The sequence below is a fragment of the Micromonospora sp. KC207 genome, from assembly GCF_004348615.1.
Lineage (GTDB): Bacteria > Actinomycetota > Actinomycetes > Mycobacteriales > Micromonosporaceae > Micromonospora.
Window position 1 is genome coordinate 1 of sequence record NZ_SMKJ01000084.1, and the last position, 22,367, is coordinate 22,367.

Here is a 22,367-nt window from a genome sequence, read left to right on the forward strand (position 1 = left end):
GGGATGGGGGATGACCATCCGGCGGGTAACCACCTCCGAGCGGCTGACCACCTCGTTCCCGCTCCAGGCATACTGCTTCGAACCGTCGCCGATGCGACCCGAGCGAGCCGAGGACTTCCCCCGCCACCTGCCCTACAACGAGGTCAACCGCACCCTCGTCGCGGAGGAAGGTGGCGAGACGCTCGCCGCGGCGTCGGCCGTGCCGATGCGGCAGAACCTGCGCGGGGCGGTGCTGCCGATGGCCGGCGTCGCCGGGGTGGTCTCCCACCCGATGGCCCGCCGTCGCGGGCACGTCCGGGCCCTGCTGCACCAACTCCTCGACGACATGCGCGACGGGGGGCACACGCTCACCGCGCTGTACCCGTTCCGCGCCTCGTTCTACGAGCAGTTCGGATACGTGGGCCTGCCCCAGGCCCGGAGGGTCACCTTCACCCCGGCCGATCTGGGCCCACTGCTCCGCGCCGACCTGCCCGGTGAGCTGACCTGGGAGCGGACCGGCACCGGGTACGCCGGCCACCGCGCCTTCACCGAGCGTTGCCTTGCCGAGCGGCACGGGTTCGCGGTCTTCCCGGAGGTCCGGGCGGTGTGGATGCGCGACGACGACGACCGGTGGCTGATCACCGCCCGCCGGGACGGGATGCCGGTCGGCGTGCTCACGTACCGGATCGACAACCACGGCGGCGAGCTGGCCGGCGACGACCTGCTGGTCGCCGACCCGTACGCCCGGGCTTTGATCCTGCAGTTCCTCGCCCGGCACGTCGACCAGGTGGACCGAATCAGCCTGCGGGTCGCGGCGGACGAGTTGCCCGAGCTGTGGCTGACCGACCTGGCCGTGCACGTCGAGACGCGCGTCACCCGGCCCGGGTCGCCCGCGCCGATGGCCCGGCTGCTCGCGCTCGACGCACTGGCCGGCCTCCCGGCCGGGCCGGGCCGGGTCCGGGTGGAGCTGACCAGGGACCGGTGGCTCGCCGGCACCCACCTGCTCGACGGCGAGACGGGCCGGCTGGAGTTGGTCCGCGACGCCTCCGCCGGGCCCGTGCCGGCCGCGACGCTCACCGCCGCCGGGCTCTCCGCCCTGGCGTACGGGGTGTTGGACCCGGCGGAGGTCGACATCCGGGGCCTCGGTCGGGTGCCGGCGGACGCCGCCGCCGAGCTGCGCCGCCTCTTCCCCCGCCAGCTCCCCTACCTGTACGCGGACTTCTGACCCGGTTTCGCCGCGCGGGGCACGGGTAACGTCCTGCGAATGCCGGGATGGTCGCAAGCGGGCGGTTGGGGGCTGCTGGCCGGGTCGGCGCTGCTGCTCGGGGCGGCGCTTGGCTGGTTCGTGCCCGTCCCGCGCCGGATCATCGCGTCGATCATGGCCTTCGGCACCGGGGTGCTCCTCTCCGCCGTCTCCTTCGAGCTGATCGCCGAGGCGCACGAGCAGGGCGGGCTGCTGCCCACCGCGATCGGGGCGGCTGGCGGCGCGCTCGCGTACACCGGGGCGAACGTCCTGCTGGCCCGGCGGGGCGCGCGGCACCGCAAACGCTCCGGCGCGCAGCCGTCCGAGCAGGAGGCACCTGGCTCGGGGTCGGCGATCGCGGTGGGCGCGCTGCTCGACGGCATCCCCGAGTCGGTGGTGATCGGCGCGAGCCTGCTCAGCGGTGGCGCGGTCAGCGTGGTCACGGTCGTTGCGGTCTTCCTCAGCAACGTGCCGGAGGGCCTGTCCAGCGCGGCCGGAATGCGCCGGGCCGGCCGGCCCAGCCGGTACGTCTTCACGCTCTGGGCAGGGATCGCCCTGGTCAGCGGCCTCGCCGCGCTCGCCGGGTACACGCTGCTGGGCGAAGCGCCGCCCGAGGTGCTGGCGTCGATCACCGCCCTGGCGGCCGGCGCGATCCTCGCGATGATCACCGACACCATGGTCCCCGAGGCGTTCGAGGACGCCCACCTGCTGGTCGGCCTGATCACGGTCGCCGGCTTCCTGACCGCCTTCGCGCTCTCCCACGCCTGAGCCGACCCCTGTGCCGTCAGGGGCGGTTGGTGTGTGGCCGGGGCGGGCGCATCCGTACATCGCTCGCGGGTCAGTCAGGGGCGGGGCGAGGTGCGTACCCAGCTCTGCCGCTGCCGGCGGTCCCCGCTGCCCCCGGTCGCGGCCAGGCAGCGCGGGCAGATGTGGCCCACCGCGTCGGCGGCGGTGAGCACGTCGGTCGAGGAGTAGTCGAAGCGGACATGCGGGAAGCGCCGCAGCCGGGTCCGGCTCAGCGGCAGCCCGCACAGCGTCTGGTTCTGCCCGGGCAGCCAGGCGTGCACCTCGCCACCGGGCTGGCGTACCCCGTCGGGCCCGGTCTCCTCGCTCGACGCCGCCACGGCGGGAGTGCTGCTGATCCTCATGCCCGTCCGATTCCCCGTTCGGCACGTCCTATCCCACCCGTGCGGATCGGACCGGATGGTTGGCGAGCATCGATCAGCGGCGCTCTGATGCCGATGAAGAACGAGAACCTCGCCAGCGGCAACGCCCGGGGCGGCGTGCAGGCTGGCCAGATCCACGGCAACGTCGGCTGCGGAAATTGGTTGCCGACGTCTCTGAGCTGGCCGCCAGGCTGGCGACGATCATCGCGGCCGCGTCGGTAGGCGGAGTCGTCGACGAAGGTGAGCACGTGCAGAGTCTTGAAGATCCGTCCGTACATTGCGAACGCGTCGCCGAGTTGGCTGGGTCGTCCGTCGCGCTGCAACATGCGCCGGCCCCAGATCACCGAGTTGCACGTGCGTCACCGCGCCCGTTCACCTACATCGACGCCGCTGATCGTGATCGGCTCAAGCTGCGGCGACCACGTCATGTCGGCTCGGCCCACCATCGGCCGTTCGTGGATTCCTGATTCAGGATACCCAGCCGGCCTCGGGCGGCGCGGCGGGCCGCCCCGAGTGCTCGTGCTCAGGTCAGGTCGAGGTCGCGTAGCCGCGCCACCGGCACGTCGAGGTCGTCGACGGCCAGGTCGAGCATCCGCTCGACGTGCGCGATGTAGTCGCGCATGCGGGCGTCGGCGTAACGCCGCCGGTCCCACTTCACCTTGAGCAGCGCCTGGTCCATCAAGGTGGAGGTGTTGACTTCCATGCCGGCCCCGCCCGCTCCGGCCGGCATGCTGGTCCACTCGTAGTGGTCCGATTGCACCGCGTGCTCGTCGACGGGCTTGCGGGCAGTGTCCCAGTCGGTGGTCGGCGACTCCCAGTGGCTGAAGGTGAACACCGGGCGCCCGCCGATGCCAGCGCTGTCGAACTCCTGCCCGGCCTGGCGCGGGTCGAACCGGCCGTGCCGCAGGCTCTGCGCGAGGCGCAGCGTGAGCCGGTCGCGCACGGTGCGCAGGGAGTCCTCGGGCCGCAGGGTCTCGGTGAGCGCACCCCACTGCATGGCCAGGCCGACGAAGGACTCCGCCTCGGGGGTGGCCCGGTTGCCGACGACGATGTTGACCCACGCGCCGTCGGTTCCACGGACCCGACAGAACGCGATCAGCGCCACGGCCAGTACGAGCGCGGCGCGGGCCAGGCGGGAGTCCGGTTGGCTGCGGGCCAGGGCACGCAGGAGCCTGCGACTGCGCAGCCGGCAGCCGTCCACGGTTGGCTCCGGGGCCGTCCCGCGCGGATCGCTCAGGCCGTGCTCCTCGGCCCGGCGCGCGGTGGAGACGAGGTAGCGGACGTTGCGCGCGGAGAGCTCCGCGCCGCGCTCGCCGCGCTCGAACTCGAGGATGTCGTAGCAGGTCCGCTGAATCGGCGCGGCCTGCTGACCGCGCAGGACGGCCAGGAAAGCGGCGACCAGGGCACCGGCCCCGCTGGCGTCGACGAATGCGTGCGCGACGGAGATCTCGACGTCGCCACCGGTGCCCGCGGGCGGCACCACGATCATCAGGTTCCCCGCGTCGGGGTCGGTCACGAACTGGCTGATCCGCCGTCCGGCGTCGAACAGCGCGTCGGTCACGAAGTCGAAGCACCACACCCCGAGCCGCTGCACCCCGTCCAGCACCGCCGGGTCGTCGGGAGCCAACACCTCCTGCCGCAGCTGCCCGTCGGCGCCGCGGCGCAACCGCGACCGCAGCGGCGGGTAGCGGCGCACCAACTCGCCGGCAACCGCCACCGTGTCGGGCACCGTGAGGCCGGGTCCGACCGGTACCGGCAGGCTGAGCTCATAGCGCCAGGCGTCGTTCTCGTCCAGCGGCGGCGGACCGGCCATCCACTGCTGCTGGGCCCAGGTCAGCGGGAACTCGCCGGCGTCGGCGTCCGATGGCGACATGTCTTTCGACCTCCTGTGTGGGTCGGTGGATCAGGACGGGAGAAGCTGCGGATTGAGGAACTCGGTCAGCTCGGCGACGGTGCGTAGCGGCTGCAGTCGGGGCGGCAGCCGCAGTGGACCGGCGGCGGGCAGGTCGAGCACCAGCCCGACCAGCCCGACCAGCGGCGTGCCGGCCCATGGCCGCCCGGGCGCGTCTGGGTGGGCGGCGGCCACCCGGGCGGCGATGTCCACCGGGCGCGACACCTCAGACCGGTGCGTGGGGCGGTACGCGGGTCGGTCCGCCTGCGGGGTCAGCGCCAGCGCGACCGACAGCTGCTCGGCGCCCCATCGGCGGCTCGCGTAGACGAACGCGAGCCGGCGGGTGCCGCCGCGACGGTCCGCGACGCCGCCGGCCGCGGCCGGCACCGGCAGCTGGTAGCGCCGCAACGCGGTGTGCGCGTTCTCCGGGTCGGACTTGAACAGCGCCTCCTTCACCGTCCACAGCCGCAGCAGCTGCGCGGAACGGTCGGTGGGTGGCAAGGCATCGACAAAGGCGAGCTCGTCCGCGGTGCAGAAGTAGCGTGCGGCACGCCGCGGCAGTGGCCGATCGGTTTCCAGGTCGACCCCGACCCCGACGACTTCCGGGAGAACCGGGTCGTCGACCGCGGCGGCGCCGCCTCCGGCCGGACAGTGCGTCAACGAGACCGTGCGGTGGGGGAAGGTGCGGCCGGTGACCTGCGGCTCGCGCCCGAGCAGAACCAACACCCGGCGCAGCGCCTCCCGCGACGCCGCCTGGTCGCGCCTGCGGGCAGCGGCCGGGGCTGCGCCGGCGGCCGGGCAGGGCGGCGCGGTGGTCCGGGCGATCAGCACCCGCACCCGGCTCACCGCCCGCGCCCGCCGGCAGGGCGGCCCGGCCGCAGTTGTCGCGCCATCTCCCGGACAGTAGTCGGCGGCCAGGGCTCAGGTCAGTGCGCGAACGGCCATGCCCGATTTTCCGGCTCATCTATCGTGGGGCTCCGGCGTAAGGCGGTGCACAATTCGCCGAGACTAATGTCGACGGGCGGGTGAAACAGCCGGAAATGCGTCGGGCGTCGCGCACCGACTCGCCGCGGACCGAGCCGAGGTGTGATGGAAGACGAGCTGTGCTGGTGGCCGGCCCGACAGGTGGCGCGGGCGATCGCCGACGGGCAGCTTTCCGCCCGGGAGTACCTGCGCGCACTGCTGGCCCGGATCGATCGCTACGACGGCGCACTCGGGCTCGTGGTGACCCGCAACGAACGCGCCGAGGCCGAGGCGGTTGCGGCCGACGAGGCGGTTGTGCGCGGTGACCCGCTGCCGCCGCTGCACGGCGTGGCGATGACGGTCAAGGACAGCTTCGCCACCGCCGGGCTGCGCACCACCGGTGGTCTGCTGCCCGATTTCGTCCCGGACGAGGACGCGGCCGCGGTGGCCGGGGCCCGGCGAGCGGGCGCGATCATCCTCGGCAAGACCAACCTGCCCCGTGCTTCGCGCGACCTGCAGGCCTACAACGAGCTGTTCGGCACCGCGCGCAACCCGTGGGACCCGACGCTGACCACCAGCGGTTCCTCCGGTGGTGCCGCGGGCGCGCTGGCGGCCGGGTTCACGCCGCTGGAGATCGGCTCAGACGTCGCCGGGTCCATTCGGATTCCGGCCGGGTTCTGCGGCGTCACCGGTCTCAAGCCGACCTACGGCACGGTCTCGATGTACGGCCACGTCCCGCCGATGCCGTTCAACCGTGGCCTGCCCGACATCGCCATGGTCGGACCGCTGGCCAGGGACGTCGACGACCTGGAGATCCTGTTCGACGCGATCAGCGGCCCGGACCCTTGGGACCGGGGCGCCTGGCGGCTGAGCCTGCCCCCGGCCAGCCGGCCGCGCCGGGTGGCGGCCTGGTTCGACGACCCGTACTGCCCGGTGGACGGCGAGGTGCGCGCGGCGGTGGAACACGCCGCCGACGCCCTCGCCCAGACCGGAGTCGCAGTGCGGGCCACCAGCCCGCTGGGGATCCGGCTCGAGCAGAGCGACCAGATCTTTCGCAAGCTGATCGCGGGTACCGCGATCGACGACATCTCCGGCGAGGAGGCCGAGCTGATCGCCACCGGCGTCCGGCCGCCCACCGGTGTGCTCGGCGGCGAGCACGTCCACCAACGCCACCGCGACTGGATCGTCGCCAACGAGCTGCGCACCCGCATGGGCCTGCGCTGGCGGGCGTTCTTCAGTCGCTACGACGCCCTGCTGCTGCCGGTCGCGCCGAACACCGCGCCGGCCCACGACCACCGCCCGTTCGCCCAGCGCACCATTACTGTCGACGGCCGGCCGCGGCCCTACTGGGACCAGATGGTGTGGGCCGGCGTGACCGGCATGTGCTACCTGCCGTCGGTCGTCGTCCCGGTCCGCCTGGACGCGCGCGGAGTGCCGATCGGGGTCGCGGTGGCCGGTCCCCGCCTGGGGGACCGAACGGTGCTGGAGACCGCCCGGGTGCTGGCTCGGGCGCTGGGTCCGATCGGCCGTCCGGCGTTGGAGTCCGGGCCGTCCGCGGCGCCGCCGGACAGTGTGCGCCGCGAGCTGACGACCGGCTGAGCCGCCGTCCCGTCGCCTGACCTCCGCCCGCCGAGGGGTCGGTCCGCCGTGCCCGTCGCGCGTCATGCCCGGCCCCGCGACCGCGGCCGGTGTTCTGTCAAGGCCGGCCGGCCGGATCGCCGGCGCACCTTTGGCTATGGCTGGTATGTGCGGTTGTTGGCGCGCCCGGACGAGTATTTCGGGGCCGACCGCAGCCGATCGAAAATTGCGTTCGTGCCGAAGCTCGGAAGAACTGCCGACGATCGGTTGCGCTAATCGTCGCCGATTACCCGGCCGACCCGATGAGTGGGAGTTGATGTGCGCGCAATCATCTTCGCCGGGGGCAAGGCGCGGCGCCTGCTGCCGCTCACCGCGGAGCGACCGAAAATCCTGATGGACATCGGGGGCCAGCCGCTGCTCGACATCCTCCTGCGGCAGTTGCGCGGTTCCGGGGTCGAGCGGGTCACACTCTGTGTGTCGCACCTGCAGACAGCCATCCGCGAGCACCTGTTCGAGGCGATCCCGGAGGGCCTGGTGGTCGACTTCTCGGTGGATGCCCAGCCCCGGGGCACCGCCGGCCCGCTGCTGCTGGTCAGTGATTGGGACGAGCCGGCCCTGGTGCTCAACGGCGACGTGCTCACCACACTGGACTTCGCCGACGTGCACCGGGTGCACCGGAGCAGCGGTTGCGCGATGACGATCGCCTGTCGGCAGACCGAGGTGACGATCGACTCCGGTGCCCTCGAGATCGCCGACGACCGGGTGTACCGGGTGACCGAGAAGCCCCGTGTCCGGGTCGACGTCAGCATGGGTGTCTACGTCGTCGACCCGTCCGTGCGCTCGTTCATCGCCGCGGAGTCGGTGGTCGACATGCCCGACCTGATCACCTCGCTGATCGGCGCGGGCCGGTCGGTCGGGGCTTACCGGTTCGCCGGCAGCTGGCACGACATCGGCACCCCGGGCCGCTACGAGCAGGCGGTGGCCGAGTTCACCGACACCCCCGAGGTCTACCTACCCGGCGTCGGCCGGGGCGGCTTCCGGGTTTCGCATGCCAACTGACCGGCACCCGGCGACCGCGCCACAGGCCGACCACGACGCCGTCGCCGCACTGCGGGAGCGGCTGACGGCCCACGCCGACGAGCGCCCGGACGCCCCGGCCGTTCGCTGGCACACCGCTGCCGGCTGGTCCGAGACGACCTGGGGGGAGCTGGCCGCGACTGCGCGGCGAGTGGCCGCCCGCGCGACCGCCGAGCTGCCCGCCGGCCGCGCGGTCGTGGTGGCGACGGTGAATACCGGCGCGCACGCGGCCGTGCTGCTCGGCCTGCTGGCCGCCGGCTTCGACGTCGTCATGGTCGAGCACGACAGCTCCTATCTGGCCGACCCGTTGTCCGCGGTGTACGCGGCCCGACCGGGCGCGGTGGTCGCGGCGGTGGACGGCCCGCGGCCCGCGGCGACAGGGGAGCTGCGCTGGCTGGCCGTCGAGGACCTGGTCGCCGGCGCGCCGCAGGCGGAGTGGCCGAACCGGGCACCCGGTTCGGCGACCGTGCTGCAGCTGACCTCCGGATCGACCGGCGAACCCCGAGCGGCCGCGGTCCCACTGGGCTCGGCGTTGCGCGGGGGCGCGCTCTACCGCGACCTGTTCGACCTGGACGAGCGGGACACGATCCTGGCCGCGGTTCCGCTCGCGCACTCGTTCGGGTTCGTCGGGGCGTTGTGCGCCGCGATGCTGTCCGGCGGCACACTTGCGCTGCTGGTGCGGTTCACCGGGCGCGGCCTAGTCGAAGGGCTCGACGCGGGCGTGACCGCGCTGCTGGCCACGCCGTTCGTGTACGGCCTGGTCCCGGACCTGCTGTACGGGCGGCGCCGGCCAGACCGGCTTCGGGTCGCCCTCTGCTCGGGCGGACCGCTCACCATGGCGGCCGCCGCGGCTGCCGCCGGCCGCCTCGGCTGCCCGGTCCGCCAGATCTACGGCTCGACCGAGACCGGGCTGATCGCCTGCCAGTTCGGCCGGTCCCAGCCGTGGCCGGCCGAGGGTGTCGGCGGATTCGTCCCCGGCGTGCAGTGGCGGGTCGAGCCGGTCCGGGACTCCGACGCCGGGCGTCTGCTGGTGCGGACCTCGACGATGTTCACCGGCTACGTCGGCCGGGGCAGGGCCGAGGCGCTGCGCCCGGACGGTTACTACGACACCGGCGATCTGGTCGACGTCAACGGCGCCGGGGACGTAACGATCGTCGGCCGCAAGGCGACCTTCATCAACGTCGGCGGCCGCAAGGTCAACCCGCGAAGGCTGGAACGGCTGATCGGTGAGCTGCCCGGCGTGCGGGCGGTGCACGTCTGCGGGCTGCCGAACGCCCGCGGCAACGAGGAGATCCACGCCGCGGTCGAGCTGGCACCCGGCACCGATCCGGCGGCGGTGGTCGCCGGCTGCCGGCAGCGGCTGACCGCCTACGAGGTTCCGCATCACGTCCATGCCGTCGACCGGCTGCCGCGCACCGCGCTCGGCAAGGTCGCCGCCCCCGCGCTGCGGGACCTGATCGCCGAACGGAGCACCGGTGCGCCGGGCGGCACCACAGCCACGAGGAGGGGTACCCGGATATGACCACACCACCGCCAGAGGTCGCCGTCGTCGGACTCGGCTACGTCGGCCTGCCGCTCGCGGTCGCCCTGGCCCGCGCCGGAGTCCGCGTCGTCGGAGTGGACGTCAACCCCGACGTCCGGGACGCGGTGACGCAGGCCAGGCCGCCGTTCTTCGAACCGGGCCTGGCCGAGGCGCTGGTCGCGCTGGACGACGGCGCGCTCACCGTGGCCGACCGGCTGCCCGATTCAGTGCCCGACGCAGTGATCATTTGCGTGGGGACCGCGGTCGATCCGGCCACCGGCCGCTGCGACTTGGGCCCGCTGCGGGCCGCGGTCACCGCCGCGGCCGCGCGGATCACCCCGGACACGCTGCTCGTGGTACGCAGCACCGTGCCCGTGGGTACCTGCCGCGATCTCGTCGAACCGGCCATGCGGCAGGTCACGGTGTCCCCGCTGCTGGCCTTCTGCCCCGAGCGGATCATCCAGGGCTCGGCGATGGCCGAGCTGGCCTCGCTCCCGCAGATCATCGGGGGCCTGGACGACGCCTCGGCCAAGCGGGCCGAGGCCCTGTTCGCAGCGGTCTGCCCGGACCGGGTGCTGGTGTCCTCGTTAGAGGCCGCCGAGATGATCAAGTTGATCTGTAACGCGCACACCGACCTGATCTACGGGTTCGGCAACGAGGTGGCACTGGCCGCCACGGCGCGCGGCCTGGACGCCACCGAACTGATCGCCGCCGCCAACCTCCGCTACCCCCGGCCTGACCTGTCCCGACCCGGCTTCGTCGGCGGGAGCTGCCTGACGAAGGACCCGTACCTGCTGATGCACAGTGCGGCCGCGGCCGGTTACGCCGACATGCCGATGGTCGCCGCGGCCCGGCGGACCAACGAACGCGTGCCCGGCCACGTGGTCGAGCGGGTGGTCGCGGCCCTGACCGACCCGGACACCGACCGGCTCGCCGACGCCAAGGTCCTGGTGTGTGGCATCGCCTACAAGGGCCGCCCGGAGACCGACGACGTGCGCGGCAGCGCCGCCATCGAGGTGGCCACCCTGCTGCGCGGCCGGGTGGGCACGCTGGCCGGCCACGATCCGATCGTCCGCCCGGAGCGCATCGCCGACCTCGGCTACCAACCGGTCGGGCTGGACGAGGGGGTGGCCGGCGCCGACGCGGTCGTACTGCTGTCCGACCACCCCGGCTACACCAGGCTCACCGGAGACTGGCTGCTGGGCCGGATGCGCGGCCGCGGCGTCGTGTTCGACATGTGGGGCCTGCTCGACGCCGAGCTCACCGGCCTCGAGGGGCTCACCTACCTGCGGCTCGGCCGTGGCTGACCGCGCTCTGGTCACCGGAGGGGCCGGGTTCATCGGCCTGCACCTGGTGCGACGGCTACTCGACGAGGGCGTGCAGGTCACCGTCCTGGACGACTTCTCCCGCGGCGCCGACGACCCCGAGCTGCACGCCCTCACCGGGGACGTGCACCTGGTCCGCCACGACCTGACCACACCGCTGCCCGCGGACCTCGACCGGTTCGATGCCGTCTACCACCTGGCCGGGGTGGTCGGCGTGCAGCGGGTCACCGACCGGCCGGTACACACCGTGCGCACCAACGTGCTGGCCACCGTCTCGCTGCTCGACTGGTGCGCCCGGACGCAGCCGGCTGTGCTGTTCCTCAGCTCGACCAGCGAGGTCGGCGACGGTGCCGCGACCGCGGGGCTGGCCGAGCTACCGGTCCCGGAAGACGCGCCGTTTGTGCTGTGCGAGCCGCGATCGCCGCGCACGTCCTACGCGTTGAGCAAGCTCGTCGCCGAGTATCTGTTCCTGCACGCCGGCCCGCCGAGCCGGGTGCGGGTGGCCCGCTTCTACAACGTCTACGGCCCGCGGATGGGCAGCGAGCACGTCGTGCCGCAGCTGATCGAGCGGGCACTGGCCGGCACCGACCCGTTCCCGCTTTACGGCGGGCGGCAGACCAGGGCGTTCTGCCACGTCGACGACGCGGTCGAGGCGATGCTGCGGCTGTGCGCGGTGCCTGAGCCGGGTCCACTGTTGGTCAACATCGGCAACGACCGGGAGGAGGTCGAGATCCTCGACCTCGCCCGACGGATCTGCGCCCTCGCCGGAACGCACCCCGAGTTCGCCGTGCGGCCGGCCCCCGGCGGCCCACGCCGCAGGCTGCCCGACCTGACCCGGCTGCGTGGGCTGACCGGCTACGAGCCGGCCGTAACCCTCGACGTCGGGCTGCGGTCGACGTTCGACTGGTACGCAGCGCACCGGAGCGCGTCGTGAGCCGGGTCCTGATCGCATTCGGCGGCTACGGCGGCGAGTGGACCGGGGCCGAGCGGATGGCCTGGAAGACCGCCGAGCACCTCGCGATGCATGGGCACACCGGTGCCGTGCTGACCGACTCGCTGCCACCGCGAGCGCCGGACGCCGGTCCGTGGCCGTGCATCTCCGACCCGCGCGAGTTCGGGCACCCGGACGTGGTCCACGCCTTCGACCTCGCCCGCCCGCGGCAGGTGGCGGTGGCGCTGAATGCCGCCAACGACCTCGGGTGCCCGTTCGTGCTCACCCCGGCGACCGCCGTCGAGCTCTGGCCCGATCCCGATCTGGGTCGGGCGGCCTGTCGGGCGGCCGCCGCAGTGTACGTGCTGACCAGGGCCGAGGCCGAAAACGTCATCGCCGCCGGAGCGGACCCGGCGGCGATCCGGTACGTCCCGCAGGCCCCGCACCTGGACGGAACGGTGGACCCGAGCGGGCTGCGGGCCCGTTTCGCCGGGACCACCGGAACCGTGCTGTTCCTGGGGCGCCGGACCGTGTTCAAGGGCTACCCGGTGCTGCTCGCGACCGCGCCGCTGGTCCGCCTGAGCCGCCCGGGGACGGCGTTCTGGCTGGCCGGACCGGGCGCGGACGGCCCGGCCACCTCGACCGCCGACGGGCTGCACGACTTCGGCGTCGTCGACGCCACGGTCAAGCACCAGCTGCTGGCCGCTGCGGACCTGCTCTGCCTGCCCTCGACCTCCGACGTGTACCCGCTGGTCTTCGTCGAGGCCTGGGCGTGCGGCACGCCGGTGGTCAGCGGCCCGTTCCAGGGGGCGGGCGAGGTGGTCCGGCACGGCGTGGACGGCCTGGTGGTCGACGCCGAACCCGGCGCGCTGGCCGAGGCGCTGGTCGGCCTGCTGGCCGACGAACCGAGGCGCCGCGCGATGGGTGCGGCGGGCCGCAGGCGGGTCGAGCGGGAGAACACCTGGGCGCAGGTGGCGGCTGCGGTGGCGGCGGGCTACCCGATGGAGTCCACGCGGCCCCCGATGTCCGGCGGTGAGCGGTGACGGCGGCAGGCACCGCGACGGATTCCGTGGTGCGGCTGGCCGACCCGGTGATCGGCCAGGAGGAGATCGACGCCGTGGTGGCCGTGCTGCGGTCCGGATGGCTGTCGGCCGGGCCGCAGACCGAGGCGTTCGAGCAAGAGTTCGCCGCGGCCCACGGCGCCCCGCAGGCGGTGGCGGTGAGCAGCGGGACCGCCGCGCTGCACCTGGCCGTCGCCGCGCTCGACCTGGGCCCGGGCGACGAGGTGATCATCCCCGCGCTGGGCTTCGTCGCCGCCGCCGAGGTCGTCGCCCTGCACCGGGCCACTCCGGTGTTCGCCGACGTGCGCGCGGCCGAGGACCCGGTGCTGACCGCGGCCGAGGTCGAACGGCTGATCACCCCCCGGACCCGGGCGGTGATCACCGTGCACTACGCCGGCTACCAGGCCGACATCGCCGCGCTGGCGCAGCTGTGCCGGGCCGGTCGACTGCGGTTGATCGAGGACAGCGCGCACGCACCGGGCGTGTGCGTGGCCGGCCGGATGCTGGGCACCTGGGGCGACGTCGGCTGCTTCAGCTTCCACGCCACCAAGAACGTCACCACGGGCGAGGGCGGCATGGTGCTGGCCCGCGACGCCGCGCTGCTCGACCGGATCCGCCGGATGCGCTCGCACTCCATCGGCACCTCGCCGCAGCAGCGGATGACCGGCGGGTCCGGTGGCTACGACGTCGCCGACCTCGGGCTGAACTACCGGCCGACCGATCTGACCTCGGCCATCGGCCGAGTCCAGCTGGGCCGACTCGGCGTCGACCGCCGGGTCCGACGGGCGCTCACCGCCGGCTACCGCGACCTGCTCGGCGCGCTGCCCGGGCTGGTCGTGCCGTTCACCGACCGGGGGGCCGAGGATTCCGCGCACCACCTGATGCCGGTCGTGCTGCCCGCCGGGACCGACCGCGGGCCGGTACGCGCCGCGCTGCTCGCCGCGGGCGTCCAGACCTCGGTGCACTACCCGCCGATGCATCGGCTCAGCTACTACGCCGCCGCGGCGGGCCCGTTGCCGGTCACCGACGCCATCGCCGACCGGCTGCTGTCGCTTCCGCTGCATCGCGGGATGGGTGAGGACGACGTGCGGCGCGTCGTGCACGCGCTGGCGACCGCGCTGCACACACCCGCGCGGGAGGGCTGACGCGATGGCGTTCCGCCTGCATGAGGGCCGTCTGCTGCGTGACGACCGGCCGTTCACCGCGCTCGGGGTCACCTACTTCCCGGTCCGTGCCGGCTGCCAGCTGTGGGTCGACTGGGATCCCGACATCGTCGCGGCCGACCTGCACCGGATCGCCGAGGCCGGCCTCAACACCGTTCGGGTGTTCGTCTTCTGGCGCGACTTCCACCCGGAGCCCCGGCACGTCGACAAGCAGGCGCTGACCCGGCTGCGCCGGCTGGTCGAGCTGGCCGAGGCTGCCGGCCTGAGCTGCGTGCTGTCGGTGTTGACCCTGTTCATGAACGGTCAGTTGCTGGACCTGCCGTGGCGGCGCGGGCGCAGTCTGTGGCGCGACCCGGAGATGCTGGCGGCCCAGGAGACGTTCGTGCGAGCGGTGGCCGCCGCGATCGCCGACTGCTCGAACGTCCTCGCGCTCGACCTGGGCGACGAGATCTCCAATGTGGACCCGGGTGAGGCCGCGACGCTGACTTCGGCCGAGGTCGCCCGCTGGTACGGACGGCTGGTCGGCGCGATCCGGCATGTGGCCCCTGAGGTACTGGTCTGCCAGGCCAACAATGCGCTGACCGTGTTCGGCGGATCGGCCTTCGGGCCGGCCACCGGCCGTGCCCTCGACCTGCTGGCGGTGCACGGGTTCCCGCTCTGGTCGCCCGGGCACATCGAGTCCACGCTGTCGCCGAAGGCCACCCAGTTGCCGGCGTTCCTGGCCCGGCTGGCCGGCGCGCACGGTGTGGCCCTGGTCGACGAACTCGGGACCTACGGCGCGAGCGACGAGGTCGCCGCGGCCTATCTGCGCGCCGCGGTCGCCTCGGTGCTGGTCAACGGCGCGGCCGGGGTGATCGTGTGGTGCTGGCAGGACAGCACCTCCACCGCCGAGCCCTACGACCGGCGCCCGGCCGAGCGCATGGTCGGGCTGCACCGCGCCGACGGGACGCCCAAGCCGGCCATGACGGCCTACCGGCAGGTCGTCGACGCCGCACCGGCGTTGGTCCGCACGGTCGGGCCGGCCGGGATCGCGGTGTGGCCGGTGGCCGGGCAGCCCGCCGGCGGCGGGTCCTACCTGGACCCCCACCGCGACGCCGTCTCGCCGTTCTTCGCCTACCTACTGCTCAAACGCCTACACCTGGACGTGGACGTGGTGGTGGCTCCGGCCGCCGGGCACCAACTGGTGGTCTGCCCGTCGGTCGACCAGGTGACGCTGGCGGACCTGGAGCACCTGCGTGCCACCTTGCACCGGGGCGCCACCGTGTATTACTCACTGGGTGATCACCTGCACGGCTTCCCGGGTGCGGAGCTGGTCGGCGCCGAGATCGTCGACTACGACCTGACCGGTCGAAACCGGCAGGAGATCGTCTGGGACGGCGAGGTGTGGCCGGTGGACTGGACCGTCGCGAGCGCGGTGCCCACCACGCTCCGGGCGACCTCCGGCCGGGTGCTGGCTGCGTACCCGGACGGCACGCCCGCCGTCGTGGTCAACGCCGTCGGCGCGGGCCGGCTGGTGTTCACCAACGTCCCGTTCGAACGCCAGCTCGACGCGGTCGGGCGGTTCGCGCTCGCCCCGTGGGAACGGTTCTACCGGCGGATTGCCGAGCTGGCCGGGGTCGGTCCCGCCGTGCGCTGCTCGGACCCGGAGGTCGAGGTCGTGCCGGTCGACGGCGGCGTCGCCCTGGTCAACCACCGCGACCGTGCGGTGACCGTGCGGGTCGGCCGGGACGGCGACGACCCCGACGCGGATCTGGTCGTCGACCTCACCGAGAAGGGCTGGACCGTGGCGCGACTCCCGATGACCTCGATCACGGCGACCTCGACCACGGTGAGCTCGGCGTGAGGGGGGTCGTCTATCGCGGCCCGCGGCACGTCGAGATCGTCGACGACCTGCCGATGCCCCGGCTGGAGTCCGAACGCGACGCCGTCGTGCGGGTCACCCGCACCGCGATCTGCGGCAGTGACCTGCATCCCTACCGCGGCGAGATGCCCAGCTTCGCCCCGGGCACCGTGCTCGGGCACGAGTTCGCCGGAGTGGTCACCGAGCGTGGGTCACAGGTGCCGTTCGCGGTCGGCGACCGGGTCGTCGCCTCATACCTCATCGCCTGCGGCCGGTGTCCGCGGTGCGCGCGCGGCTGGCATTACCACTGCCCGTCGGCCACGCTGTTCGGCTACTCCACGATCGTCGGCGACGCTGTCGCCGGCGGGCAGGCCGAGTACGTCCGGGTGCCGTTCGCCGACGTCGTGCTGGGGCCGGTGCCGGCGGCGGTCACCGACGAGCAGGCGCTGTTCGCCGGAGACGTCCTGGCCACCGCCTACACCGCAGTCACCGACGCGCACGTCGGGCCGGACCACCTGGTCGGGGTCGTCGGGGCCGGGCCGGTCGGGCTGATGGCCGCGCTGTGCGCGGCCGAGCTGGGCGCCACGGTCGTGGTCTGCGACGTCGATCCGGCCCGACGTGAGCGGGCAGGCGCGCTGGTGCCGGCGGTGGTCGAGCCCGGGCGGTTCGCCGCGACGATGGCCCGGATGCGCGGCCGGGACGAGGCCGCGGTCGTCATCGAGGCGGTCGGTTCCGGGGCGGCACTGGCCTGCGCGGTCAGCGCGGCGGGGCCGCGCGGCACGGTGCTGGTCGTCGGCGCGCACGGTGCCGACGACGTCGCCTTCCCGGCCGGCCAGGCGTTCGTCCAGGAACTCACCCTGCGGTTCGTGGTGGGGAACCCGATCCGCTCCCGCGATCCGGTGATGGCGTTGCTGCGCACCGGTCGGGTCGATCCGAGCGTCCTGGTCTCGCACCGGCTGCCGCTGACCGAGGCGGTCCGCGGCTACGAGCTGTTCGACACGCGGGTTGCGGACAAGGTCATCCTGATGCCGTCGGCGGACCCGTTCTGATCACCGGACCAGCCCGGACTTGATCGCGTTGACCACGGCCGCGGTCCGGTTCGGCGAGCCGAGCTTGAGCATCAGGCTGGCCACCAACCGCTTGGCTCCGTGACTGGAGATACCCAGGCGTCCGGCGATCTGCTTGTTGCTCATGCCCTCGGCCATCAGCCCCATCGCCTCGCTCTCCCGGGCGGTGAGCCGCGCCGGGTGCACCGGCGTGGACAACTCCACCCTGGCCTGGTCCATCAGCTCGCGGGCCAGCCGGTCGGGCACGTGGATTTGCCCGGTGGCGGTCCGGTGCAGCGCCTCGGCCAGCCCGTCCGGCGTCAGGTCGGCCAGCAGCACGATGCCGTCGGGCGGGCGCGCCGCGGCGCCGAACAGCTCCTGGACGCCGCTGCCGTCGTCCACCAGGACCAGGATCCTGGCCCCGCCCCCGGCCACCGACAGCGCCGCCCTGCCGGCCGAGCTGGTGACCAGCAGGACGTCGAATCGTCCGGTCGCGAGCGCAGCCTGGGCCTCGGCCACACCCTGGTGGTAGGAGACCTCGGCGACCCCCGACAGGTCGGTCAGGATCGACTCGAGCCCTCGTCGGGTGACCTCGTTGCCGACCAGCACGGCCACCCCGATCGAGGCCGGGACGTCGGCGGCGGGCCGTACCGTTTGATTGATCGAGTCCGCATTCGCCATGTGACCGTCCCCCGAATCGCGTCGCTCCGGCTTCGACTCATGATCCCGTGACCAGCGTCGCTCTCGGGGCGGTCAACCGGAAGATCCGGATGACCGCACGGATGGCCCTGCGCGAACGGCTATGGCGTCGACCGCCGACGGTTCAGCGCAGCCGGACCGCGCGAGGCGGCTGGCCGTAGGGGGAGTACTGGGTGATGACGTCGCCGGGGTGCAGGCGCGGGTCGTCGCGGTAGCGCCGGGCCAGCTCGCGCTCGGCGGTGTCGTCGCCGGCGTCGGCCCGGACGAGCAGGTTGGCCAGCTCGTCGACCAGCGGGTCGTCGACCTGGTGCGCCACGTCACCCCAGGCGTCCCAGAGCAGCAGCTCGTCCTTCTGCCGGTGGGCGAGCTCGGTGACGACGCAGTCGCGGATGAAACCCGGCCCACCCAGCTCCGACTCCGGGAACACCCGGTACAACTCGGCGTCGGTCTCCCCCGACCGGTGGGCCAGCCAGGCCTGGGCCGCGGTCCGGAACGGGGCTGTCGGCCCGGTGGGCATGTCCTCGACGTCGAACTCGACCGAACCAGGGGCGAACTCAGGGTCGACGCGGCGCCACCGGTCACCGGTCCGGTACTCGACGACGACGTGGTCCAGGAAGTAGCCCTCGGTCAGGTAGGAGGCGAACCCGACGCGGCTGCGCGCCGCAACACCACGGTCGCGCAGCGCGCCGACGACGAACAGCACGTGGTCGCGGCAGCAGCCGGCGACCTTCTCCACGGTCGCCCTCGGTGTCGCCAGCGGCTCCGGGTGGCGCTCTTGGTCGAGCTCCAGGATGGCCTCCAACCAGCGGCTGTGTATCTCGTCGTGCCGCGCCGGGGACAGCTCGGGCAGTTCGATGCGATAGTGCGCGATGACGTTGCGCGCAGCCGCGCAGATGCGCGGCACCTCGCCGCGCAGCTCCGCGAGCAGCGCCCGGTGACGGCCGGGATCGGAGTAGGCGCTGTGCACGGACCAGTTGCTTGACATGCACGTCCTCGGTCAGCGCGATGTTCGGGCAGGCGAGAGCCGTCTGCCAGGGTAGCGGCCCTACCGCAGCCGAATGATCGGTGGCTGCACCGCTGGTGATCGAGCGGAATCGCCGCCGAGCTGGCTGTGATCGTCGCTGGGCCTCGACGCCGCAGTTCCAGGACCGGTTTGGGCTCTCCCCGTCGTTGTTGTCCTCGCCGTTGGCCTCGCTGTGCCACCGCGGCCGTCTACGGGCATCTGACCGTGACGATGCCCGGCGGGGGCATCTGCTGAGCTGGGCCGGCCGGGGCCGGCCGGAAATCGCCGCCTCGGCCGACCCGCGGTGGTGCCGGCCGTGAGCACGAGCGCGGACACCATCAGCGCCGTCGTCGGATGCGGATGGGAGTCACCCTCCCGGGTGGAGCTCGTGGACGACCTTGATTCGCGTGTACTCGAGCAACCCCCACCAGCCGTACTCGACGCCGATGCCGGAGCTGCGCACCCCACCGAACGGGGTGTCGTGGCGGAGCGCCCCGTGCGTGTTGATCCAGACGGTGCCGCAGGTCAGCCGGGCCGCTAGCGCACGGGCGCGCTCGGCGTCACCCCAGAGCGACGCGCCGAGCCCGTAGCGCGTGCCGTTAGCACGTGCGATCGCCTCGTCGAGGTCGTCGTAGGCGATCACCGGGATCACCGGGCCGAACTGCTCCTCCAGTTCTAGATCGGTGCCGGGCGGGAGGTCGGTGACGATGGTCGGCGGGTAGAACCAGCCGGGCCGGGGCAGCCGGGCGCCGCCGGTCACCACCCGTGCGCCGGCGGCGGCAGCCTCGTCCACCAGCGCGCTGATGCGGTCGAGCTGAGCACGGCTCACCAGCGGGCCGTACTCGGTGGCGGGGTCGCTGCCGACGCCGACGACCGCCTCCGAGGCCAGCTTCGCCAGCGCGGTGACCAGTTCGCCGGCCTGTGCGCCGCTGACGTAGATCCGCTTGATGGCCGCGCAGAACTGGCCGCTGTTGACCATCGCGCCGGCGAACAGCGCCGGTGCCAGCGCCGTCACGTCGGCGCCGGGCAGCACCACCGCGGCGTCGTTGCCCCCCAACTCGAGCACCACCGGCAGGAAGCGGCCCGCGGCCTGCTCGGCGATTGCTTGCCCGGTGCCCACCGAGCCGGTGAACGACACCATGTCGATGCCCGGGTGCGTGGTCAGCGCCTTCCCTAGCGCATTGTCGCCGGAGACGACCGACAGCACGCCGGGGGGCAAGTGCGGCGCGAGCAGCTCGCCCGTCCGTAGCGTAGAGAGCGGCGTTTCCGGCGACGGTTTGAGCACCACCGCATTGCCCGCCAGCAGCGCCGGTGCGACCTTGCACACCGCCAGGATGATCGGGAAGTTCGAGGGTGCGATCGCGGCAACCACGCCGTGCGGCACCCGGCCGATCATGATCGAAGCGCCTGGGCCCGCGTCGACCTCCTCGTCGGTGCCGGGCAAGTCGGCGGTGTGCCCGAACCAGCCGGAGGACAGGCCTACCTCGGCGCGTGCGGCGGCCAGCGGCTTGCCCTGCTCACGGCTGAGCAGCGCGGCGACCTCCTCGGCGGCGCCGGCGAGTGCGGCTCCGCAAGCACGTAGCCGGGCGCGGCGCTCGTCGAGCGGAAGCGCGGCCCACCCGGGAGCGGCCGCGGTGGCGGCGGCGATCGTGGCGTCGAGTTCGGCCGCGGTGTAGACCGGTGCGGAGGCGAACACGGCACCGGTGGCGGGGTCCACCACGTCGAGCGCGGTCACGCCGGACCGTCCCCGGTGGCGCCTGCCGCCATGAGGCGCCGCAGGCTCAGCGGACGCATGTCCGTCCACACCGCGGCGATGTGGGCGAGACATTCTTCCTTGGTGCCCCGCACTCCGGCATCGCGCCGGCCGTCCGGCAGTTCCCGTCCGACCGGCCGGGTCGGATACTGCTTCCCGACATTCGCCACGACGCGTCGCGCCTCGGCCGCATTACGGTCGTCCATTGCGAAACCTCCCCGCTTTCCTGAGCAATTGTGGAATTGATGGGTTTCCGGCGCCGGTGCGGCCGGCGGCCGAATCAACTCGGAGGTACCATGAATCCGGCTCGGCACCCGTCGTCGACCTTCCGCAACGGAGAGCGGCGGGTGATTGGCGCAAGGCGCGGCCGTTGTCCTGCTGACCGCCGACTCGATGGCGAATCGCCGGTACTCCCTTGTGGTGAGAAATACCTCGGACACCTGACGACGATGCCGCACCAGGCGTTCGGCCGCGGGTCGGCGCGCCCCGTAGCCGCGACCTGGTGGACCGCCACCAGCCGCCGACGCCGGTGTTCGTACGGGTGTGAGCGCACTGCGCTGGCCGGACGTCACGCGGACGGTGGCCGGGCGCGGACGCGAGCCGCCGTCGCACGGCTTCGTCCACGGCCATTCGGTCCACCTGTCGGAGACCGCACAACGCCCGGGAATCGAGCGCGTCCTGGAGATGTCCGCGCAATGCGGAGTGACCCCGACGGGGTCGCGGGCACCGAAACTGGGAGGCCACTCGATACGGCTTGGTCCTGCTCGCCGAATCCGGATTACGGTAGGAATCGTCGCCGATGGACGACGATCGCCCGTACGCGATGGAAATCGGTGAACAGGTGCTGGTTGAGTTGCCGGTTTCCAGGTTGCCGGACGATGGGGAACAACACGCGTGCCTCCCGGAGCCGAATGTGGGGAAGGCGGTCCAGGCACCCGGAAAGGGTGTCGAACAGTGGATCGCCGAGCTAGACGCGATGCGTGATTTCGGGTCTGCGCGTTCTGACCGTTCAGCCGTTCCCTACCGGGTGCCCGTCCCGCATCGGTGCGCTGGAACAGCTCATTCGGTTCGCGCTCTCTCGCGCAGGCGCCCGCGAGCGCCGCGAGGCTCGAGATCGTCCGGTCCGGTGCCACGGTCGCCTCGGTGCTCGTAAGGAGAAGCTCGGTACACGCGGTCAGCACCGGCACGTCGTGCTCCTCGCGCAGCGCGCGCACCACCGGGCCGAACACCCGGCCGGCCTTCCCGAGCAGCCGGGTCTGCCGGATCGGGTGTTGAGCCCGCGCGACCGTCGGCAGCAGCGGATGGCCAAGCGCGGCAGCGCGACGCCGGTAGAGCCGACCGGTTCGCCACCGCGCTGCCGGTGCCACCGGCGCACCTCGTCGATGTCGGTGCGCCGCCGACCGCCGGCCGGGTCGCGGATCCGAACGGCGGATGGCTCGCGGCCACCGACGGCACCCTCCCCAGCGCGGTACGGGCAGGCGTGTGTCGTGCGTCGTCGTCAAGGCTCTCTGACTCATGGCTCTCTCCGGCTCAGCGGGACGGCCGTCGCGATCGGACCGTAGCCACCCCGGATGCATTCCGGGACACCGTCTCCATAGTGGAGGAAAGCCGCTACCGGTCCGGTGTGGAGACGAGCGATTGCACAGGACCGCGGAGCTCGCAGGATTTTGCGATTGCCGGGCGCATGACGTCCGGAGCAATGCCCGGCAATTGTATCAGGCGTATCGGGGCGGCGCGAGATCGTCCGGTCGGCTCGGCCCGGAAACTATTGCGGCAGGTCAGAGTGCAATTAAAAAAAAGCCTCGCCAATCCGAACGGCCTCGTTTAGGGTTGCTCCCATGAGCGCTCGCGGCTCCCTTGTGGATTGTTTGTTGTGACATCCACGCGCGACGGTGTCCATAACGGGAGTCACTGCCGCACCGACCAAGTGCGTTGTGACCGGGACAGACCTGCCGAACGAAGAAGATGGCGGGCGAGAGTCCCGACAACATGGCTAGCTCCACCTGACCGGTCCAACGGTGTCTATCGATCGCGCGGCGGCCTGGACAGTGCCCGCCGACCCGGCCGGACCCGGCGCGGGCGCGGCACCCCTCCGCGCCGTTTCCGTGCCCCGCCGCCCGGTAGCGG

Annotated in this window: 19 protein-coding genes; 11 read left to right on the forward strand and 8 right to left on the reverse strand. The window is 72.9% G+C overall.

What is annotated here, in order from left to right; translation table 11 throughout:
* Positions 1 to 1,204: enhanced intracellular survival protein Eis (gene eis / locus E1258_RS13270; RefSeq protein WP_243715419.1), on the forward strand; the 1,204-nt coding region annotated here is incomplete at its 5' end.
* 39 nt (positions 1,205 to 1,243) lie between these two features.
* Complete coding sequence (locus E1258_RS13275; RefSeq protein WP_132400171.1) at positions 1,244 to 1,990, forward strand: ZIP family metal transporter; 747 nt, start codon at positions 1,244 to 1,246, stop codon at positions 1,988 to 1,990.
* Between the two features lie 74 nt (positions 1,991 to 2,064).
* Here E1258_RS13275 and E1258_RS13280 read toward each other — a convergent pair whose 3' ends face one another.
* The 4 genes from E1258_RS13280 to E1258_RS13295 all read right to left on the reverse strand — a co-directional run bounded on the left by E1258_RS13280 (position 2,065) and on the right by E1258_RS13295 (position 5,125).
* Positions 2,065 to 2,370, reverse strand: coding sequence for a hypothetical protein (locus E1258_RS13280; protein ID WP_007074048.1), 306 nt, complete (start codon positions 2,368 to 2,370; stop codon positions 2,065 to 2,067).
* Entirely contained in the window at positions 2,367 to 2,714 is a 348-nt protein-coding gene (locus tag E1258_RS13285; RefSeq protein ID WP_132400174.1) for a Tn3 family transposase, read from the reverse strand. Before E1258_RS13285 ends, E1258_RS13280 begins: the two co-directional genes overlap by 4 nt.
* Before the next feature lie 197 nt (positions 2,715 to 2,911).
* On the reverse strand, positions 2,912 to 4,261 hold the full coding sequence (locus E1258_RS13290; RefSeq protein WP_132400177.1) for a hypothetical protein: 1,350 nt from the start codon (positions 4,259 to 4,261) through the stop codon (positions 2,912 to 2,914).
* 30 nt (positions 4,262 to 4,291) lie between these two features.
* Positions 4,292 to 5,125: a 4'-phosphopantetheinyl transferase superfamily protein gene (locus tag E1258_RS13295; protein WP_132400180.1), complete on the reverse strand. Its 834-nt coding sequence runs from the start codon at positions 5,123 to 5,125 to the stop codon at positions 4,292 to 4,294.
* Between the two features lie 243 nt (positions 5,126 to 5,368).
* Between E1258_RS13295 and E1258_RS13300 the strand changes: the two genes are divergently transcribed.
* From E1258_RS13300 to E1258_RS13340, 9 genes are all read left to right on the forward strand, one after another.
* Entirely contained in the window at positions 5,369 to 6,841 is a 1,473-nt protein-coding gene (locus tag E1258_RS13300; RefSeq protein ID WP_132400183.1) for an amidase family protein, read from the forward strand.
* A 297-nt stretch (positions 6,842 to 7,138) separates the two neighbouring features.
* Positions 7,139 to 7,879: a nucleotidyltransferase family protein gene (locus tag E1258_RS13305; RefSeq protein WP_165949755.1), complete on the forward strand. Its 741-nt coding sequence runs from the start codon at positions 7,139 to 7,141 to the stop codon at positions 7,877 to 7,879.
* The gene (locus tag E1258_RS13310; RefSeq protein ID WP_132400189.1) at positions 7,869 to 9,419 is read left to right on the forward strand and encodes a class I adenylate-forming enzyme family protein; all 1,551 of its coding nucleotides are present in this window, start codon (positions 7,869 to 7,871) and stop codon (positions 9,417 to 9,419) included. The genes E1258_RS13305 and E1258_RS13310 overlap by 11 nt, the downstream gene beginning before the upstream one ends.
* The gene (locus E1258_RS13315; protein ID WP_132400192.1) at positions 9,416 to 10,726 is read left to right on the forward strand and encodes a nucleotide sugar dehydrogenase; all 1,311 of its coding nucleotides are present in this window, start codon (positions 9,416 to 9,418) and stop codon (positions 10,724 to 10,726) included. The genes E1258_RS13310 and E1258_RS13315 overlap by 4 nt, the downstream gene beginning before the upstream one ends.
* On the forward strand, positions 10,719 to 11,678 hold the full coding sequence (locus E1258_RS13320; RefSeq protein WP_132400195.1) for an NAD(P)-dependent oxidoreductase: 960 nt from the start codon (positions 10,719 to 10,721) through the stop codon (positions 11,676 to 11,678). Before E1258_RS13315 ends, E1258_RS13320 begins: the two co-directional genes overlap by 8 nt.
* A complete protein-coding gene (locus E1258_RS13325; RefSeq protein WP_132400198.1) occupies positions 11,675 to 12,718 on the forward strand; it encodes a glycosyltransferase family 4 protein in 1,044 nt (347 codons plus the stop codon). Before E1258_RS13320 ends, E1258_RS13325 begins: the two co-directional genes overlap by 4 nt.
* Positions 12,715 to 13,881, forward strand: coding sequence for a DegT/DnrJ/EryC1/StrS aminotransferase family protein (locus E1258_RS13330; protein WP_132400201.1), 1,167 nt, complete (start codon positions 12,715 to 12,717; stop codon positions 13,879 to 13,881). The genes E1258_RS13325 and E1258_RS13330 overlap by 4 nt, the downstream gene beginning before the upstream one ends.
* A 4-nt stretch (positions 13,882 to 13,885) precedes the next feature.
* A complete protein-coding gene (locus E1258_RS13335) occupies positions 13,886 to 15,742 on the forward strand; it encodes a cellulase family glycosylhydrolase (RefSeq protein WP_132400204.1) in 1,857 nt (618 codons plus the stop codon).
* The gene (locus E1258_RS13340) at positions 15,739 to 16,788 is read left to right on the forward strand and encodes an alcohol dehydrogenase catalytic domain-containing protein (RefSeq protein ID WP_132400207.1); all 1,050 of its coding nucleotides are present in this window, start codon (positions 15,739 to 15,741) and stop codon (positions 16,786 to 16,788) included. The genes E1258_RS13335 and E1258_RS13340 overlap by 4 nt, the downstream gene beginning before the upstream one ends.
* Here E1258_RS13340 and E1258_RS13345 read toward each other — a convergent pair whose 3' ends face one another.
* From E1258_RS13345 to E1258_RS35865, 4 genes are all read right to left on the reverse strand, one after another.
* Positions 16,789 to 17,466 carry a LuxR C-terminal-related transcriptional regulator gene (locus tag E1258_RS13345; protein ID WP_132400210.1) on the reverse strand — a complete coding sequence of 226 codons (678 nt, stop codon included), beginning with the start codon at positions 17,464 to 17,466 and terminating at the stop codon, positions 16,789 to 16,791.
* A 142-nt stretch (positions 17,467 to 17,608) separates the two neighbouring features.
* Positions 17,609 to 18,469 carry a transglutaminase domain-containing protein gene (locus E1258_RS13350; RefSeq protein ID WP_132400213.1) on the reverse strand — a complete coding sequence of 287 codons (861 nt, stop codon included), beginning with the start codon at positions 18,467 to 18,469 and terminating at the stop codon, positions 17,609 to 17,611.
* 385 nt (positions 18,470 to 18,854) lie between these two features.
* The gene (locus tag E1258_RS13355; protein WP_243715420.1) at positions 18,855 to 20,222 is read right to left on the reverse strand and encodes an aldehyde dehydrogenase family protein; all 1,368 of its coding nucleotides are present in this window, start codon (positions 20,220 to 20,222) and stop codon (positions 18,855 to 18,857) included.
* Positions 20,219 to 20,680: an MbtH family protein gene (locus tag E1258_RS35865; RefSeq protein WP_371688611.1), complete on the reverse strand. Its 462-nt coding sequence runs from the start codon at positions 20,678 to 20,680 to the stop codon at positions 20,219 to 20,221. The genes E1258_RS13355 and E1258_RS35865 overlap by 4 nt, the downstream gene beginning before the upstream one ends.
* Between the last annotated feature and the right edge of the window lie 1,687 nt (positions 20,681 to 22,367).